The organism is Agrobacterium sp. D14 (assembly GCF_001526505.1).
Lineage (GTDB): Bacteria > Pseudomonadota > Alphaproteobacteria > Rhizobiales > Rhizobiaceae > Agrobacterium > Agrobacterium leguminum.
The window spans coordinates 45,427-62,637 of the sequence record NZ_ASXX01000023.1 but is presented as its reverse complement, the minus strand read 5'-3'; the positions used below and the strand labels follow the sequence as shown (position 1 = coordinate 62,637).

Genomic DNA, 17,211 nt, shown 5'->3' with positions numbered 1-17,211 from the left:
CGGTCAGAACATAGGATGTCATTCGTTTTTCCGTTGTTGAAGCAGGTTCATTGGATTGTGTGAGGAATCTCTGCAGATCAGGTCGCGACACGCGCCTCCTCGCTCAACTGGCCGTTCATCCAGTCGGCACCGGCAGCGATACCGCCGAGCGGAAAGACGTGTATCTGCGCAATGCGGCTTTGTGGATGGGCCGCCTTATAATCCGCTATATCCGTCAGGACTTCCGCCGGTTCGTAAGGCTTCAGAAGCTGGCTGAGATCGAGCGCACGCCTTTGCAGCACGGCAAGCGATGGGCCAACGCCGCAGGCTATCGCAAATCTGATCAACGTCTGCAATTTGGTCGGGCCGGCAATGCCGACATGGATCGGTAAGCCAATACCGGCTGCGGCTATGCGCTCCGCCCATGCGATCACGGGGCGGGCGGCGAAGGCGAATTGTGTCACGATGGCCATGTCCGCATCCGTGCGCTCGCAATAGCGCTGTTTGAGGGCCAAGGCTTTATCGACGATGCGGGTGGAACCGTCCCTGTCAATCGCTCTATTGCCTTCCGGATGCCCGGCGACATGCAGCCGCCTGAAACCGTGACGGTCGAACAGGCCGGTCTCGAGAAGCTGGATGGAACTGTCGAAATCTCCCGCCGGCGTGGTAACACCACCGCCGAGAAGCAGGGACTCCTCCACACCGGCCTCGTTTTTATAACGCGTGATCCATTCTTCCAGCGTCGCCGCATTGGCAATGAGGCGGGATGGAAAATGCGGCATGACCGGAAAGCCGTCCTCACGAAGACGCCTTGCCGTCGCCACCATGTCATCGATCGGCGTTCCCTCTATATGGGCGACGTAAACCCGCGTACCGGCCGGCAGCAAAGCCTTGAAATCATCAATCTTTGCCGCGGTTCTCGGCATCACTTCAATGGAATATCCGGAAACGATATCCTTCAGATGGGCCGTATCGGGAGATTTCTCCCCGCGTCTGCCTTTCAACAGGTCCAGTAGTGCCACCATGTATCCTCCGGGAGGTCTGAAGAGAATGCGGCAGGCTTGCCGGACCCGCCAGCGCATACCGAACTCCATGAATTATTGAAAGATTTTGATATCCGGCGACCTCTTTCATCGGGCACGCCGCAATGAAAGAGGTCACGATTTCAAGGTCCACACAGGCGCGGGCGAAACCGCCCGGGGCTAGATCACCGCACGCAGCTTTTCCTGCGCCGCCTTGGAGTATGGAATGGACGAAACCCTCGCCCTGATCGTCGTTTGCGCATGGCGTTCCACATGCGGCTTGCGCGAACCGCCGTTCACTTCTCCCCATGTCAGCACGACCTCGGTGCCGACATCCGCATAGGCCTCGTCTATGCCGCAAAGCGAGATCATGTCGCGCTCGTTGATGTTGTAACCGCAATATTGCGACATGCCGATCAGCCTGCCGTCTTTCGCACGGACTTCATCGGCCTGCGGCCAGCCGAAATAGGCGGTCGGCATATCGATCGCCTTGTAGATCGGGCCATCCCCCAATTGAGAGGCGAATATCTTGAGAACATCTTCCTTGTTCCATTGCAGCGCGCGCTTGACCCGGCGCGGCTGCTTGAGCTGCGCTTCCAGCGCCTCCCGGCCGATAAAATCATGGTCGAATTTCACCAGCCGCTCATAACCGAGCGCCCACGGCGTCCAGTAATAATCCTCGATATTGCTGGTGTAGAGGCTGCCGCCGAGCTGCATATTCGCTTCCCAGCTATCGGCCGGCAGCCATTCGCGGTAGGCACGCAGTTCCTCGCCGGAATAGATGCCGGGCAGCGGATAGGGTATCCAGCCATCCTCGAGCGGCGTGCTGTAATAGGTCCGGGTGCCGGCCTGAAGCAGGCCGTATTTTTCGCCCGCCTTGAGGATAGCGTCGCGGACGATATCCATCTCCGCGAAAGCGCCGGATATTTCCGCGCCGGCATGGCCCGCCATGCCATGGCGCAGCACATGCACCCTGCATCCGGCAATGGTGACATAGGCCGTATGGAAGAACTTGATTTCCGGCCAACCGCCTTCGCAGATTTCTTCAAGAATATCGCGGGCGTTCGGCCCTTCGATCTGGAAACGATATTTCGTGCGTTTGCCGTCCGGGCTGTAGGGTGTGGTCGGATCGAAACGGAATTCGACATTGTAACCGCCGGTCTCGCCATTATAGCGAACCCAGTTCAGAACCGGCATGCCGCTGATGAGTTCGAAACCCTCATCCTCGCCGTAATAGTTCAGGATGCAATCGCCGATATGATGGCCGCGCGGCGTGCAGGCGATATATTGCTTGGCGCGACCGGTGGAAAGATTGGCGAACGAGCAGGGGGAGAGGTCGCTCAGAAGCTTTTGCGCGTCCGGACCTTTCACATAAAGAACCGGCATATGATGCGATTGGTTGAAGAGAACGGCGCTTTCACGCCAGGCCCTCTGTTCTTCGCGCCAGTTGCTATATTCCGGCGCGATCAGCGTCGCAAAAAGGCTGGTCCGCGATTTGTGATACTGGGAAATCGTATCATTGTAGAAATAGTCGACCAGGTTCTGTTTGGAATCGATCAGCTCTTGCAGGTTTTTCATGGTATCGGCCTTCCTGTTCATGATGCTTGATATGGTTGCTGCGCAGGCGGTTCTGGCGCAGGCGGGAAAATTGCGTAGGCTCCGCCGCTCCGACCCGGACCGGTGCCACGGCCGGGGCGGTTTCAGTCATGCTGGAATGCCGGCGATTACTTCACGGCGGGCATGTCGCAGACGGAGACGTAAGGGTCCTCGCCCCGCTCCATTGCGATCCGCGGCGAACCCATGCGCCATTTGCCTTCCGGCCCCGCTTCCACCTCAAGGGCGTAATAATTGTCGAGCGGCATATGGTTCTTGCCAAAAGTCAGCTTGCCGCGAACGGACTTGAAATCCGCCGCTTCCAGCGCGGTGCGAAGGGCGGCCTTGTTCTCAAGGTCTCCCTTGGCGGTTTCCACGGCGGATTTGATAAGCTGGATGGCGTCATAGGCGGCGGCTGCATAATTCGAGGGATCCCGTCCGTATTTCTGCCGGAAGTCGGCGACGAAACGCCGGTTTTCGGGCGTATCGAGATCGGGATACCAATAATCCGTCAACACGGAACCGAGCGCACCCGTCGCATTGCCTTTCTGAAGCGCCGGCAGGGCGATCTGGTCGAGCGTATAGACGGTATAGAGCTTCACCTTGCCCTTAAGGCCGGATTGCTCGAACTGGGTCATGAAGGCGGCGGAACGACCGGGATAGAAAGCAAAGAGCGCTTCCGCGCCGCTCGCGGCCACCTTGCTGAACTCGGCGGAGAAATCGAGCTGCGGATCGTCACCCCATTTGGTGAAATCCTGGCCGACGACCTTGCCCTTGAAGGTATTCAGCAGACCTTTGACGACATCCTGCCCGGCGGCGTAATTCGGCGCCATGGTATAGATCGTGTTGACACCGCGCTTGTTGAGCTCTTCGCCGAGCGCCATGGACATCACATCGCCCTGCCCGCGCATGCTGTAAAAATTCGGATTGCACAGCTTTCCAGCCATGTCGGACGGCGCCGCATTCGTGCTGATGACGATCGTGCCGGAATCGAGCGCGCTTTTGCGCGAGGCAAGCAGAACATTCGACCAGATATAGCCGGTGATGAAATCGACCTTGTCCTGGCGCACGAGCTTCTCGGTCTTCTGGCGGCCGACATCGGGCTTCAGGGCATCGTCCTCGACCACAAGCGCGATGGGCCTGCCGGCGATCTTGCCGCCCGCATGATCGACCGACAGCCGGATCGCATCTTCGACATCCCGCCCGATGACGGCAGCCGGCGTCGTCAGCGTGGTAACGAGGCCGATCCTGATCGGCTGCTCCGCGGATAATGGCTCTGTGAGGCTGAATAGGGCGGCAACGGCCGCGAGATATTTGATTGTCATTTTCCCCTCCGTGCCGGCTCCTCTCCGGCTTCATTTACATACCGCTTAATCGGTATGTTTTCAACAAAAAGATTCTCTGCTATGGAAAGTTTCGTCTATTGAATACGGGAATAGCTCCGGAATTTGCGACGGAGCAGAGTGCGAAGATGGCGAAAGCAAGAGCCCCGCAGGGGCACAACAGGATAGTGGCATCAGGCAATGCAGAAAAAGCGACGCACACAGGCTGAAAGAAGCGCCGAAACGAAGGAGAAAATCCTGCAGGCGACGATCGACCTGCTCTTCGAACAGGGCAATGCACGGCTGACGACGGCGCTGGTCGATGAGCGGGCTGGCGTCTCGAGCGGCGCGCGGGTGCATCACTATCCCGCCAAGATCGATCTGGTCGTGGCCGCGACCGGTCATACTTACGAGCTTGCCGCACAGCTCGGCCGCCAGCGGGCGCTTTCGGCGCGCAACTCGCCGGAGCCTCTTCGGGAATATGTGAAGGATTGCCTGTCGATCTATTTCGACTGGCCGTTCATTGCCGCGCTCGAGGTCGTCATCACCGCGCGGACCGACGAGGTGTTGATGGAACGCCTGCGCCCGGTTCTGGAAAATTTCCACGGCGCCATGAAGGCGACATGGATCGAGACATTCGTGGCGACCGGTTACACACCGTCCGAAGCAGAAGAGGAACTCGCTTTGACGCTCAATCTCATCCGCGGAATGGCCGTCAATAAAATCTGGAAAAGCGGCGATGCGGCCTATGCGCCATTGCTGGATGCCTGGTGCGCGGACCGCGCCGCGCGGCGCAAGACGGTGGCGGCGCTCAAGGGGTAATTGTGGGCCACTCGCTTTGCAACGGCCGGAAGCGAATTCCGCCGGCATTCGACCCGAATGCCGGAACGGATCAGACGCTCAGATATTGCTTGACCGTTTCTTCCTCGACACGCAGCTTCTCCGGTGCGCCCGTCCAGACGACACGACCCTTTTCCACCACATAAAACCTGTCGGCGACGCCAAGCAGCCGCTTGATGTGTTTGTCGATGACGACGATGGATTGCCCCAACTCCCGAAGGCGGGCGATGCAGTGCCATATCTGGTCGCGCACGACGGGTGCCAGTCCCTCCGTCGCCTCATCGAGAATAAGCAGCCGTGGATTGGTCGTCAGCGCCCGGCCGATTGCCAGCATCTGCTGCTCTCCTCCGGAAAGAAGATTGGCATAGGAACCGTTTCGCTCGGAAAGCCCCGGAAAAAGCTCATATATGCGCTCCACCGTCCAGCATTGCGGCTCCGCCCGGCGGTTGGCGGCCGCCACCTTCAGGTTTTCATGCACGGTGAGGTTTGGAAAAACCTGCCGCCCCTCCGGCACCAGTCCCAACCCCGTCCGGGCGACGCGGGCGGTCGAAAGGCCATCGAGCCTTTTGCCCTCGAACTCGATCACGCCGCCCCATGCCGGCAGCAGGCCCATCAGCGCCCGCACGGTGGTCGTCTTGCCCATGCCGTTGCGGCCCATGAGGCAGACCACCTCGCCGGCATCGACCTCAAAAGACATGTCGAACAGAATCTGGCTGCGGTCGTAACCGCTCTTCAAATTGCGGACTTTCAGCATCAGGCATCCTCCCCGAGATAGGCTTCCCGGACCCGCGCATCGTTGCGGATGTCTTCGGGCGTTCCAACGGCGACGATCTCGCCGCGCACAAGCACGGTCACCCGGTCGGCCAGTTCGAACACGGCCTCCATGTCATGCTCGACCAGAAGTATGGTGATGAGGCTCTTGAGGCCGGCGAGAAACCGCGTCATCGCCCTGCTTTCCTCCGAGCCCAGCCCGGCCATCGGTTCGTCGAGCAGAACAAGGGCCGGATTGCCGGCAAGCGCGATGGCAAGCTCCAGCATGCGCTGCTCGCCATGGCTGAGATCGGCCACCCGGCGCGACATATCCATGCCGTTCAGGCCGATGAGCGCAAGCATCTGCGCCGCACGCGCCTGCAAATCCGCATTGCGGTCGACCCGACGCCAGAAGCGGAATGCATGGCCATCGCTTGCCAGAAGCGCCAGGATGAGGTTTTCCCCGACGCTGAGGTCTCGAACCAGCGTCGTGATCTGGAACGACCGCGCCATGCCGAGCCTCGCCCGCTCATGCGAGGGCCGGTTGGTGACATCGACACCGTTGATGAGCACGGCGCCGGATGTCGGCAGGATTTCTCCGAAAAGCTGGCTGATCAGCGTCGTCTTGCCCGCGCCGTTGGGACCGATCACCGCATGAAGCTCGCCCTTGGCGAGCGACATGGAGAGATTGCGGGTGGCGTGCAGGCCACCGAAAAATTTTTGCAGATTGCGAACCTCGAGCACCGCGTTCATGCGCGCCTCCCCGAACAGATGAGACCGACGAGGCCACCCTTGGCGAAAAGCACGACGGCGATCAGGAACAGACCGAACCAGAAGTGCCAGTAGACCGTCAGTCCGCCGAGAAATTCCTCGATCAGGAGAAAGACCAGCGCCCCGACGACGGGACCGGCCACCGTGGACACGCCGCCGACGATGACCATGAAGATAAGCTCGGCGGAACTTGTCCAGCTCATCGATTCCGGTGTCACGAAACTCGTAAAATTCGCATCGAGGAAGCCGGCAAGGCCGCAGATCACACCAGCCGCGATATAGGCGGCGAGGCGATAGCGATAGGGATCGAACCCGACCGCCCTCACCCGCCGTTCATTGCCCTTCGCCGCCTTCAGGAGCAGGCCGAAATCGGATTGCCGGATACGGGCGAAACCCAGCATCACAAGCGCCAGCACCGCCAGCACCACGTAGTAAAGGATGGACCTGTCACCGAGATCGAGCACCGTGCCGAAGCTGCTCGGATAATTGATCGTCAGCCCGTCATCGCCGCCGAACTGTCTGAGGCCAATCATGGTGAAATAAACCATCTGCGCGAAGGCGAGCGTGATCATGATGAAATGCACGCCGCGCGTTCTAAGCGCGACGAGGCCGGTCAGACAGGCGAAAAGCCCGCTGACGCCTACCGTGACCAGCAACTGGATGACACCGTTGTCGATGTCGAAATCGGCGAGGATGCCGACGGAATAAGCGCCGATGCCGAGAAAGGCCGCGTGACCGAGACTAACCAGCCCACCGAGGCCGATGATGAAATTGAGGCTGACGGCGGCGATGCCGAGGATCATCGCCCGCAGCAGCACTTCCACCCAGAAGTCGTAGCCGAGCGCCGCAAGCACCGATGGCGCGACGGCAAGAAGCAGGAGCACGGCAATCGCCGTTAGCAGGTCGCGATCCACCGCCCTGCCCGCCGCAGTCTCCCGCTTTGCGGCCGGCTGTGTCGACGGAGCGATTACCGAAGTGGTTTCTGTCATCACATCACCTGCTTGCTGGCGGGAAGAGGCCCTCGGGCCGGAATATCAACACCAGAGTCATGGTGAGATAGATCAGGATGGAGGCGAGCGACGGACCCGCCGAAGAGGCGACTTCCGGCGGAAACACCGCATTCAACAGCGACGGCAGATAGGCCCTCCCAAGCGTATCGATCAGCCCGACCCCGAGAGAGGCGATAAAGGCGCCGATAATCGAACCGATGCCGCCGATGATGATCACCACCAGCGCCAATATGACGATCTGGTTGCCCATGCCGATAGAAGCACCGGTGATGGGGGCCACCATGATACCGCCGATGCCGGCCAGAACCGCGCCGATTGCGAACACCAATGCGAAGACCATGCGCGTTTCTATGCCCAGCGCCCGCGCCATTTCCTCGTTGGAAGCAGATGCCCGCACCATCATTCCAACCCGTGTGCGGGTGATGACCTGCCAGAGCGCAATCGCCACGAGAGCCGCGACGACCACGATGAACAGCCGGTAAGACGGCAGGGTGATGCCGCCAAGCGCGATCTGCCCGCTGAGCCAGGCCGACAGGGGAACCGACAGTCCTTCCGGGCCCCAGAGATATTTCACCGCCGTATCCGCGCAGAGCACAAGGCCGAATGTCGCCAGAACCTGGTCGAGATGATCGCGCTTGTAGAAATGCCGGGCAATCAGCCATTCGGCGATAAAACCGGCCGCCAGCGTCGCCGGCAGGGCGATGAGCATGCCGAGCACAAAGGAATCGAGCGCGATGGCGACGGTGGCGCAGATATAAGCGCCGATCATGTAAAAAACGCCATGCGCCAGATTGATGAAGTCCATGATGCCGAAGACCAGTGACAGGCCGGCGGCCAGCAGAAACAGGATCAGCCCGAGCTGAACCCCGTTCAGAAGTTGATTGGCAAACAGGATAATATCCATTTTCTCCTCCCAGAGCCGTGCCGCCAAACGATGTTTTCTCACCCCTCGTTGCGGCAGGCTTCCACATAGGGATCGGTCAGATCTTTCATTTCGAGACCGTCCGACCTGAGGCTCCAGACACCGTTCGCATCCGGTGCGACTTCAAGGCTGAGATAGCGGTCGATGGGGAAATGATTGCGGGCAAGCTTGTAACGGCCACGCACGGAGTCATAGTCGGCCTTGGCGAGCGCCGCACGCACCGCATCGGTCGCGGAAATATCTCCGCCCGCCTGCTCGACGGCCGCTTTGACATAGGGGATAAGATCATAGGCGGCGGCCGCGTAATTCGAGGGCACGCGGTTATATTTCGCCTTGAAATCGGCAACGAAACGCTGGTTTGCGGGTGTTGCAAGATCCGGCGACCAGTAATCCGCCGAGCTTGACCCCAGAACCGCATCGATCTTCGCTTCCTGAAGCTTTGGCAGCGCGATCTGGTCCATGGTATAGACGCTGTAAAGCTTGACCTTCTTGCTCAGTCCCGATTGTTCGAACTGGCGCGCAAAAATCGCGGCGCGGCCGGGATAGAAGGCGAAAAGCGCGTCCGCGCCCGATGCCGCCACCTTGGCGAATTCCGCCGAAAAATCGAGCTGCGGATCATCGCCCCATTTGGTGAAATCGCGGCCAGCCACTTCCCCGCCAAAGCTGCTTTCCACCCCGGCGGCCATGTCCTTGCCGGCGGTATAGTTGGGCGCCATCACATAAAGCTTCTTCACGCCGCGCTCGTTCATGACCTTGCCGAGCGCAATCGGCACCATGTCGTTCTGGCCGCGCAGCGAAAAGAAATTGGGGCTGCAAAGCTTGCCGGCAAGCTCGGAAGGCCCGGCATTGGTGCTGATCAGAAACTTGCCGGAATCGAGCACCGATTTGCGCGCCGCCATCAGCACATTGGACCAGATGAAACCCGCGACGATATCGACGCCGTCCTGACGGACCAGCTTCTCCGCCTTCTGGCGGCCGAGTTCCGGCTTCAGCCCGTCATCTTCGAAAACGACCTCAATCGGATGGCCAGCGATCTTACCGCCGGAATGTTCGACCGCGAGCTTCACCGCATCGACCATATCGTTGCCGATGGATGCGGCGGGCGTGGTCAGCGTGGTGATGAAGCCGATCTTGATCGGCTCCTGTGCGCCCGCCGTTCCGCTCATGAGCAAGGCGGACAGAGCCGCTGCTACGAAACGTTTCATTGTGTTCTCCTCCCTGAAAACATAATTTCGTTATTCGTTATCCGGCTGATTGGCCGGCGCCGCCTTGCGGAACGCCTCCAGTTCCGAAAGCGCCTGCCCAATCCTGCCGATATGCGGATAAGCCTCCATATCCACATCGAAACGCCTGTTGTTGACGAGCTGCGCCGCAAGGCAGATATCCGCCAGCGTCACGCTGTCGCCGTGGCAGAACCTTCCGGTTTCCGGCTCTGTCGCAAGCCGTTGCTCCAGCGCGGCAAAGGTCTCGGCCACCCAATGCCGGAACCACGCGGCCTGCGCTTTTTCGTCGGCGCCGAAATGCTCCTTGAGATAGGCCAGCACCCTGAGATTATTAATCGGATGGATATCGAGGGCGATCATCTGCGCAAGACTGCGCACACGCTGACGCCCTTCGGCATCCTTCGGCAGCAAAGCCGGCTCCGGAATTTTCTCCTCCAGAAATTCGATGATCGCGAGCGACTGCGTATAGGTTTCGCCATCGGTCCAGGTGAGCGCCGGCACGAGGCCCTGCGGGTTGAGCCCGAGGAAACGGTCGGACCGCTGCTCGCCCTTGCGCAGATGGAACGCTTCGTAATCATAGTCCACACCCTTGAGCGCCAGGGCGATCCTGACGCGATAGGAGGTGGAGCTTCTGAAATAATTATGCAGGATCGGCCGGTTCATGCGGCCTTCCCCGCGCGCCGGGCGGCGGATGCGGGCTCCACGATCTCGATGGCGATCTCACCCAGCCCGTCGATACCGCCGGTCACCTTGTCTCCCGGCACAATCGCGCCGACACCCGCAGGCGTTCCAGTCATGATGATATCGCCGCGCTTCAGCGACATGGAGCGCGACAGGATGGAAACGATTTCCGGCACATCCCAGATCAGCTCGGCAATATCCGCTTCCTGCCGGCTCGCACCGTTGACCGCAAGCCAGATCCGCCCCTGCGATAGATGCCCCACCTGCGAGGCGCGGCGGAGGGGCGCGATGGGAGCGGAAAGATCGAAGGCCTTGCCCCAATCCCAGGGCCGTCCCTTGTCACGCGCCGCCAGTTGCAGATCGCGGCGGGTGAGATCGATGCCCACGCCATAACCCCAGACCATATCGAGGGCCGCTTCCTGCGGCACATCCACGCAATCCTGGCCGATCGCCACGACAAGCTCGATCTCGTAGTGAAAATCCTCGGTCTCGGGCGGATAGGGTATCGTGCTGCCAGTATCCACCACGGCGTCCGCCGGCTTGGTGAAAAAGAACGGCGGTTCGCGGTCCGGGTCCTTGCCCATCTCACGGGCATGGGCGGCGTAGTTTCGGCCGACGCAGAATATGCGCCGCACCGGGAAACGGCTCTCGCTGTCATGGATGGCAATGGATGCCGGTGCCGGGGGATCGAATTCGAAATCGCTCATGGGTTTTCCAATCTGTCCTTTATCCGGGTCTGAAAGCCGCAAAAGCGGCGTCAGACCATCTCGTGGTCCTGTCAAGGCCAGCGTGTCCTCAATGGACGCGCTCGGCGCTCAGATCGATTTTCCGCAGGGTCTGCCGATCGATCTTGCCGGTTCCCGTCTTCGGCAATTCCTGGAAGAAAATGACGCTGCGGGGATATTTGTAGGGCAGCAGCGTCTTCTTGACGTGTTGCTTGAGCGTCTCGGCGGCGCTCGCCTCATCCGTATCCGGCTGCTCGAGAACGACAAAAGCCTGAAGCGTCATCCGCCGGTCGGCCATTTCCACCGCCAGCACCGCGCATTCGCGCACCAGCGGGTGGTCGGCGAGGCAAAGCTCCACTTCCAGCGGATAGACCCACTGGCCCGAAACCTTGACGAACTCATCGGCGCGGCCGAGGAAATAATAGAACCCGTCGGCATCGCGCTTCATGCGGTCGGAGGTGTAGATCCAGCCATCGCCGCGCATGGTTTCAGCGGTTTTGTCGGGCCGGTTCCAGTAAAGCGGCGCGTTGGAATCGCCGCGCACCCATAGGACACCGCTTTCGCCATCCGGCACCTCATTGCCATCGGGATCGCGCAGCGAAATCTCGTAACCCGGCACGCGCAGCCCGGCAGCGCCCGGCCGCCGCATCTCTTTGGTATTCGAAAGATAGATATGCAGCACCTCGGTGGAACCGAGACCTTCGACAATGTCGTGACCCGACAGTGCCCGCCAGGCTTCCGCCACCTCATTGGCCAGCACTTCCGCCGCCGAAAGGCAGAGTTTCAGGCTGGAAAGATCGGCTCCGGCCGCCTCCGGCGCGTTGATGAGCGACGTATATAGCGTCGGCAGCCCGAAGAAATGCGTCGGCCGATAACGCCGGATCGCATCGAAGACCACATCGGCCTTCGGCTGCCCCGGAACGAGAACGCTGGTCGCCCCGACCGAAAAGGGAAAGGTCAGCGAATTGCCGAGACCATAGGCGAAGAAAATCTTCGGAACCGAAAAACAGATGTCGTCGGGCGAGATATCCAGAACATGATGCCCGAAGGATTGCGCCGTAAAAGCCATGTCGTGCTGCAGATGAACGATGCCCTTCGGACGCCCGGTGGAACCGGAGGAATATTGCCAGAAGGCCATATCGTCACGCCGCGTCGGCGCCGCTTCAAGCTCCGTGCCGGCATCGGCGAGGAATGTCCTGGCTTCGACCGCCGGCACCGGGCAATCGGCCGGAACCGGACCGTTCGTGACGACCACCTTTTCCAGCAGCGTATCGGTGCAGGCGACAGTGTCGAAACGGGAAGCGAAAGCGGCATCGACGATGGCGATACGCGTCGAGGAATCCTGCAGATAGAAATTCAAGAGGTCGGGCGGCGTCAGCGTGTTGATGAGCAGCGGCACGAGGCCGGCCCGAAGCGCACCGAACAAAGCCGCCGGACAGGCGGGCGTGTCATCGAGAAACAGCACCACCCTTTCGCCATGGCCAAGACCGGCTTCAATCAAGGCATTGCCGAAACGGCAGGCATCGGCGCAGAGTTCTGCATAGCTGCGGGTTCCGGCTGGGCCGATCACGGCCGGATGGTCGCCCCGGCCCCTTTCCAGATTATCGAAAAGGATGGCGCTGGCATTGTAGATTTCCGGCACGGAAAAGCCGATTTCGAGACTGCCGGGGGCATTGCGCGGCACCCCGTCTTCGGGCGGCTGCGGCAGGGTTTCGTAAAGCTTGGCCTGAACGGTCATATCTTCCTCCTTCAGGCGGCCGGGCGCGGACGCGAGGCGTCGTAGCGCTGCATGAAACGCGGGGACATCGACCGCAGCCGCTCATCGTCGATGCGGCCGGAGCGAGTGATGTAGCTATGGGCGAAATCGACCGGCGAAAGGCGCATGTGTTTTGGAACATCCGCATACCAGCCGGCGCTTTCACGCGCGGCCCGCACCAGCTTTTCCACCACCGGCTGCCTTTCGGCCTGATAATGCTCAAGCGCATCGCGCACATCGCCAGGATGCGCCTCGAGCGCCTTTACCAGCGCCAGAACATCCTCGAGCGCCAGCCGGGTGCCGGATCCGATGGAGTAGTGCGCGGTGTGCAAGGCGTCGCCGATTAGAACCATATTGCGATGCGACCAGCGCCCGTTCCATATCCACGGGAAATTGCGCCAGGTGGACTTGTTGGCGACAAGCCCGTGGCCATCGAGCGTTTCGGCGAAAATCGCCTCGCAGCGCGCCTTGCTGTCTTCGGGGCCGAGCCGATCGAAGCCTGCTTTCAGCCAACTTTCACGATCGCACTCGACGATGAAAGTGCTCATGGTTGGCGAATAACGATAGTGGTGGGCATTGAAAGCACCGAATTCCGTCTCGACAAAAGTCTGTGTCAGCGTTTCGAAGCGCTTGGTGGTACCGAACCAGACGAATTTTTCATCGAGATAGGTAAGCGACGTCTGGAAGTCGCCTTCAAAGGCGCGGCGCACCAGCGAATTGACACCATCGGCGGCAACGATAAGATCGTAACCATCGAGTTCCGACACCGACTGCACTGTCGTTGAAAATGAAAGCTCCACACCTGCGGCGCGCGCCCTTTCCATCAGCAGCAGGATAAGGTCGAGGCGGCCGATGGCCGAAAACCCGACGCCATCCAGCGCGACACTCTCACCACGATGGACGAGGGTGATATCCGACCAGGTCTCCATGCGGGCCGTGACAAGGTCCGCCGTTTCCGGATCGTCGGTACGCAGGAAATCCATGGCCTTTGCCGAAAACACGACACCGAAACCGAAAGTCGCACCTTGCGGATTGTGCTCAAACACCTTCACGACGTCGGCCGGATGCCGCCTTTTCCACAGACCGGCGAAATAAAGCCCTCCTGGCCCGCCGCCGATAACAGCCACCCGCTTCATGCGCATCCTCCCTCACGCAATTGCTTTTCATCAATCTAGCGGATATTACGTATAGTGCAATAGATTTTATGGAGCGCAACGAATGAAAACCTTCGCAACGGAAATCACGGTGGAATGGGGGGATTGCGACGAGGCGGGCATCGTTTTTTATCCGAACTATTTCTATTGGCTGGATTGCACCTTCCAGAGGCTGCTGCGTTCGCAAAATCTGGGGCAACGGCAGAACAGGACGGAATTCGGCGCGGTGACGCCGCTGGTGGATGTCGGCCTGCAGTTCAAGGCGCCGGCCCGCTATGACGACACGCTTCGCATCGAGGCCACCATCGTGGAATGGCAGGAACGCAGGTTCCGCATCGCCTACCGCATTTTTTCCGGTGAAAAGATCATCGCAGAGGGTTATGAGGTTCGAGCATGGGCGACCATGACGGATAATGGTCTCAAGGGCGCGCCCATATCCGCGGAATTCAGGAGGCGACTGCAATGAACGGCGAGGACGATGTCGACAACGAGGCTTCGGGCAACGGCAATGCCCGAGGCGGCATTCAGGCTCTCGATGCGGCCCTGACCGTGCTGCATGCGCTTGCCGATTTCGAAGGGCCTGCCGCATTGATCGACATCGCCCGGGCGGTATCCATGCCGTCCAGCAAGGTCCATCGTTATCTCGCCAGTTTCATCCATGCCGGTTTTGTCCGGCAGACCCAGCGATCCGGCCGTTACGAGCTGGGACCGTTTGCGGCTTCTCTCGGCATCGCCGCACTCGGCCGCAGCGATTTCGTCAATCAGGCCGCCGATGCGCTGCCGGACCTCGTGGAACAGACGGGCCTGACGGTGTTGCTCACCGTATGGGGCAGCCAGGGTGCGACCGTGATCCGCTGGTGCCGGGCGCCGAGCCCGATGGTGACATCCTTCGGCCTCGGTAGCAGCCTGCCGCTTCTCACCTCATCGAGCGGCCGGGTCTTTCTCGCCTTTCTGCCGCGCCATGTCACCGCCGCCCGGCTTTATCTCGAGGTCGAACGCGCGATGGATGCGGGTCTCTCCTGGCCCGACCTCGATCTCAGCGGCGCAAGCATCGACCGGCTGGCGGAAACCATTCGCGCCGATGGCTTTGCCAGCGTCGACGGCCGCTACGTCCCCGGCCTTCGGGCGGTGGCGGCACCCGTCATCAACTGGCAGGGCGAGGCGGAAGCTGCCGTTACCTTAATCAGCAACTCCGAGCAGATCCTGTCGGCGGATAATCCGGCCGTGCGCCAGCTGCTTGATTTTACAACAGCCATATCCAGCCGGCGGCAATGGCCTTCATCGAAGGCCTAAAGTGCGTCGCGTTTAATCTCTTTGTTTTATGCATGTTGTTATCCCGAAACGGCTGCACACTTCGGGCGACATGCATTAGGGCCTCTCCGGCCAGAAGGGCGGATCTGCAATTTCGCCGTTAAAAACAAGGCTGCGGCGCGGGCCACGTCCCGTCAGCCACCGAAGCAGGTCGGCGGCCGGCCCGCTGACCGTGTTTTTACCGGAGCCGATGACGGCAGAGTCCACCCTGTCCGTCGGCTTCAACGTCAATGAAAACGGCTGGCCGCGCATGTCCAGCGCCTGCGCCGCCTCTCGAAGAAGGCGATCCACCACTTCGGACGGAACATCCAGCAGGGAGGCCCCATTGTCGAGATCGACGGCGCAGAGCCATATTTCCCGGGTCCGCAGCCAGGGTGTCTGAGCGATCTCGACAAGACCGCCATTCAGGGGCTCCACCTGCGCTCGCCACCCCGCCCCATCGAGATCGCGCCACTCGACATCCAGATGCACCTGCGAATGTTTGAAAAGGTACCGCAGCGCATGGGCCGGCAGGCTTGCGCCGAAGGCGATATCCTCGTTCTGCGCTTCCGGCTCCTCCAGCATTTCCCGTCGCCGCCCAAGGCGCGCCGCCTCGACCAATCGGGCAAGCGCCCGTGCCTGAAAACCGACATGGGCGATCACGTGTCGCCTGGTCCAGCCGGGAACGAGCGAAGGAAGAGCGAGTTCGCCATCGGAGAGTTCGTTCAGTTTTCTCGCGAAGTAAGCAGTCCCCAGCCGTGCGTATCGCAATTCAACGGCCGGTGCCGCAGACGAATCGTAACGGGCGCCAGCCCCCAGACGTTGGCGCAGTTCCAAACGGGCATCGGTGAGATCAGAAGACATCGTTCATCACTCCCGGTCGCGTCACCGGTCCCGCTCTTCTACATGGGTGCGGGCGAAATGAAGCCGCTCCATGATCGGCGCATCCGAAAAACGGAAAAGATCGAACTGGCTTTCCGCTCGCAGCGACCATTGCACCCAGGACGGCACGACGAACATATCGCCCTTGTCGAGCCTGTGTTCCTTGCCGTTGAGCACGACGGAGCCCCGGCCATCGAATACCTGAAAAACCGACGAGCCCACCTCGCGCCGACCGGGCGTGACGGCACCTTCCCGCAGGCGATGAAACTCCGCCCGGATGGTCGGCATGACGTCGCCGCCGGTGGTGGGGTTGATGTAGCGCACCGCCGCGTGCCCCGGCCCCATGGTGGCCGGCTGCCCCTCCTCCTCCAGCAAAAGCTGCTCTGTCAGGGCGCGGTCGGTATGTTCCCAGCGATAGGCGCCGATCGGCGAGGACACGGTTGCCGCAAGGCCAGAAAGCGGCCGCAGGCCCGGGTGACACCAGAGCCTTTCGCCCCGCGAAAATTTCGGTGTCGCATAATCGGTGACGCGGTCCGACCCGAATTCGAAAAAGCCGACATCGTTCTGGTAGGAAAAGGGGATATCGAGCCCGTCGATCCAGGCCATGGGGTGGTCTGTATCGTTGTGATGGCCATGAAAATGCCAGCCCGGCGTCAGCAGAAAATCACCCCGGCTCATCCGCACCGGGTCGCCATTCACCACGGTCCAGACCCCTTCGCCTTCGACGACGAAGCGGAAGGCATTCTGTGCGTGGCGATGTTCCGGTGCCGTCTCGCGCGGCCCGAGATACTGGATCGCAGCCCAGAGCGTGGGACTGATATAGGCCCTGCCGCCAAGACCCGGATTGGCAAGCCCGATCGCCCGCCGCTCCCCGCCACGCCCGACCGGAACGAGATCGCCCGACCGTTTCGCAAGCGGATAGAGCCTGGACCACTTCCACACATGAGCTACGGCCTTGGGATTGGGCACCACCGGCATCAGGTCGTCTATCTGGGTCCAGAGCGGTTTTAGATGTTCCGCTTCGAAATCCGCATAAAGCTGGCGAAGCTCCGGCGTGTCGTCCGGCACCATCATGTTGCTTTTCGTCTCGCTCTGCACGGTTTCGTTCCTCCCTGTCGTCTTCTGCGGCGGCGCTTCAGGTCGGGAGCATCTCCTCATCCCGGTATAGCCATCGCCCTATCCATCTCTTATTACGTACAGTAAAATATATTGCATTGAATGCAATATCAAAAAAATGCAGGAAAGCCTCCATGGCCAGAACCATCGAGGACCGCGATATCGATCTGTGATT

17 protein-coding genes are annotated in these 17,211 nt (G+C 60.6%); 3 read left to right on the top strand and 14 right to left on the bottom strand.

Annotated features, from left to right (window positions below):
* Positions 1–77 precede the first annotated feature (77 nt).
* The 3 genes from L901_RS15560 to L901_RS15550 all read right to left on the bottom strand — a co-directional run bounded on the left by L901_RS15560 (position 78) and on the right by L901_RS15550 (position 3,919).
* The gene (locus tag L901_RS15560) at positions 78–1,004 is read right to left on the bottom strand and encodes a 5,10-methylenetetrahydrofolate reductase (protein ID WP_082710662.1); all 927 of its coding nucleotides are present in this window, start codon (positions 1,002–1,004) and stop codon (positions 78–80) included.
* Between the two features lie 177 nt (positions 1,005–1,181).
* Positions 1,182–2,579: an aminomethyl transferase family protein gene (locus tag L901_RS15555; protein WP_245289658.1), complete on the bottom strand. Its 1,398-nt coding sequence runs from the start codon at positions 2,577–2,579 to the stop codon at positions 1,182–1,184.
* 146 nt (positions 2,580–2,725) lie between these two features.
* Positions 2,726–3,919 carry an ABC transporter substrate-binding protein gene (locus L901_RS15550; RefSeq protein WP_059758360.1) on the bottom strand — a complete coding sequence of 398 codons (1,194 nt, stop codon included), beginning with the start codon at positions 3,917–3,919 and terminating at the stop codon, positions 2,726–2,728.
* Between the two features lie 198 nt (positions 3,920–4,117).
* Between L901_RS15550 and L901_RS15545 the strand changes: the two genes are divergently transcribed.
* Positions 4,118–4,738: a TetR/AcrR family transcriptional regulator gene (locus L901_RS15545; RefSeq protein WP_059758358.1), complete on the top strand. Its 621-nt coding sequence runs from the start codon at positions 4,118–4,120 to the stop codon at positions 4,736–4,738.
* A gap of 70 nt (positions 4,739–4,808) precedes the next feature.
* On the opposite strand, the gene L901_RS15540 is transcribed toward L901_RS15545, so the two are convergent.
* The 9 genes from L901_RS15540 to L901_RS27430 form a co-directional block, all read right to left on the bottom strand.
* A complete protein-coding gene (locus L901_RS15540) occupies positions 4,809–5,510 on the bottom strand; it encodes an ABC transporter ATP-binding protein (protein ID WP_059758356.1) in 702 nt (233 codons plus the stop codon).
* A complete protein-coding gene (locus tag L901_RS15535; RefSeq protein WP_059758353.1) occupies positions 5,510–6,259 on the bottom strand; it encodes an ABC transporter ATP-binding protein in 750 nt (249 codons plus the stop codon). Before L901_RS15535 ends, L901_RS15540 begins: the two co-directional genes overlap by 1 nt.
* On the bottom strand, positions 6,256–7,266 hold the full coding sequence (locus L901_RS15530; RefSeq protein ID WP_082710661.1) for a branched-chain amino acid ABC transporter permease: 1,011 nt from the start codon (positions 7,264–7,266) through the stop codon (positions 6,256–6,258). The genes L901_RS15535 and L901_RS15530 overlap by 4 nt, the downstream gene beginning before the upstream one ends.
* A 4-nt stretch (positions 7,267–7,270) precedes the next feature.
* Positions 7,271–8,185 carry a branched-chain amino acid ABC transporter permease gene (locus L901_RS15525; protein ID WP_059758375.1) on the bottom strand — a complete coding sequence of 305 codons (915 nt, stop codon included), beginning with the start codon at positions 8,183–8,185 and terminating at the stop codon, positions 7,271–7,273.
* Between the two features lie 44 nt (positions 8,186–8,229).
* Entirely contained in the window at positions 8,230–9,414 is a 1,185-nt protein-coding gene (locus tag L901_RS15520) for an ABC transporter substrate-binding protein (protein WP_059758349.1), read from the bottom strand.
* A 30-nt stretch (positions 9,415–9,444) separates the two neighbouring features.
* Positions 9,445–10,095: a maleylacetoacetate isomerase gene (gene maiA, locus L901_RS15515; RefSeq protein WP_059758346.1), complete on the bottom strand. Its 651-nt coding sequence runs from the start codon at positions 10,093–10,095 to the stop codon at positions 9,445–9,447.
* Positions 10,092–10,820 carry a fumarylacetoacetate hydrolase family protein gene (locus L901_RS15510; protein ID WP_059758343.1) on the bottom strand — a complete coding sequence of 243 codons (729 nt, stop codon included), beginning with the start codon at positions 10,818–10,820 and terminating at the stop codon, positions 10,092–10,094. Before L901_RS15510 ends, maiA begins: the two co-directional genes overlap by 4 nt.
* Positions 10,821–10,908: 88 nt before the next feature.
* On the bottom strand, positions 10,909–12,576 hold the full coding sequence (locus tag L901_RS27435; RefSeq protein ID WP_059758341.1) for a benzoate-CoA ligase family protein: 1,668 nt from the start codon (positions 12,574–12,576) through the stop codon (positions 10,909–10,911).
* Between the two features lie 11 nt (positions 12,577–12,587).
* Positions 12,588–13,730, bottom strand: coding sequence for an FAD-dependent monooxygenase (locus L901_RS27430; protein ID WP_059758372.1), 1,143 nt, complete (start codon positions 13,728–13,730; stop codon positions 12,588–12,590).
* 82 nt (positions 13,731–13,812) lie between these two features.
* Here L901_RS27430 and L901_RS15495 point away from each other — a divergent pair, with 82 nt between their 5' ends.
* Positions 13,813–14,214, top strand: coding sequence for a thioesterase family protein (locus L901_RS15495; RefSeq protein WP_059758338.1), 402 nt, complete (start codon positions 13,813–13,815; stop codon positions 14,212–14,214).
* A complete protein-coding gene (locus L901_RS15490) occupies positions 14,211–15,041 on the top strand; it encodes an IclR family transcriptional regulator (protein ID WP_035263466.1) in 831 nt (276 codons plus the stop codon). Before L901_RS15495 ends, L901_RS15490 begins: the two co-directional genes overlap by 4 nt.
* A 75-nt stretch (positions 15,042–15,116) precedes the next feature.
* Here the strand turns inward: L901_RS15490 and L901_RS15485 are convergent, their stop codons facing one another.
* Positions 15,117–15,902, bottom strand: coding sequence for a maleylpyruvate isomerase family mycothiol-dependent enzyme (locus tag L901_RS15485; protein ID WP_059758335.1), 786 nt, complete (start codon positions 15,900–15,902; stop codon positions 15,117–15,119).
* 21 nt (positions 15,903–15,923) lie between these two features.
* Positions 15,924–16,991, bottom strand: coding sequence for a cupin domain-containing protein (locus tag L901_RS15480; RefSeq protein WP_059758369.1), 1,068 nt, complete (start codon positions 16,989–16,991; stop codon positions 15,924–15,926).
* Between the last annotated feature and the right edge of the window lie 220 nt (positions 16,992–17,211).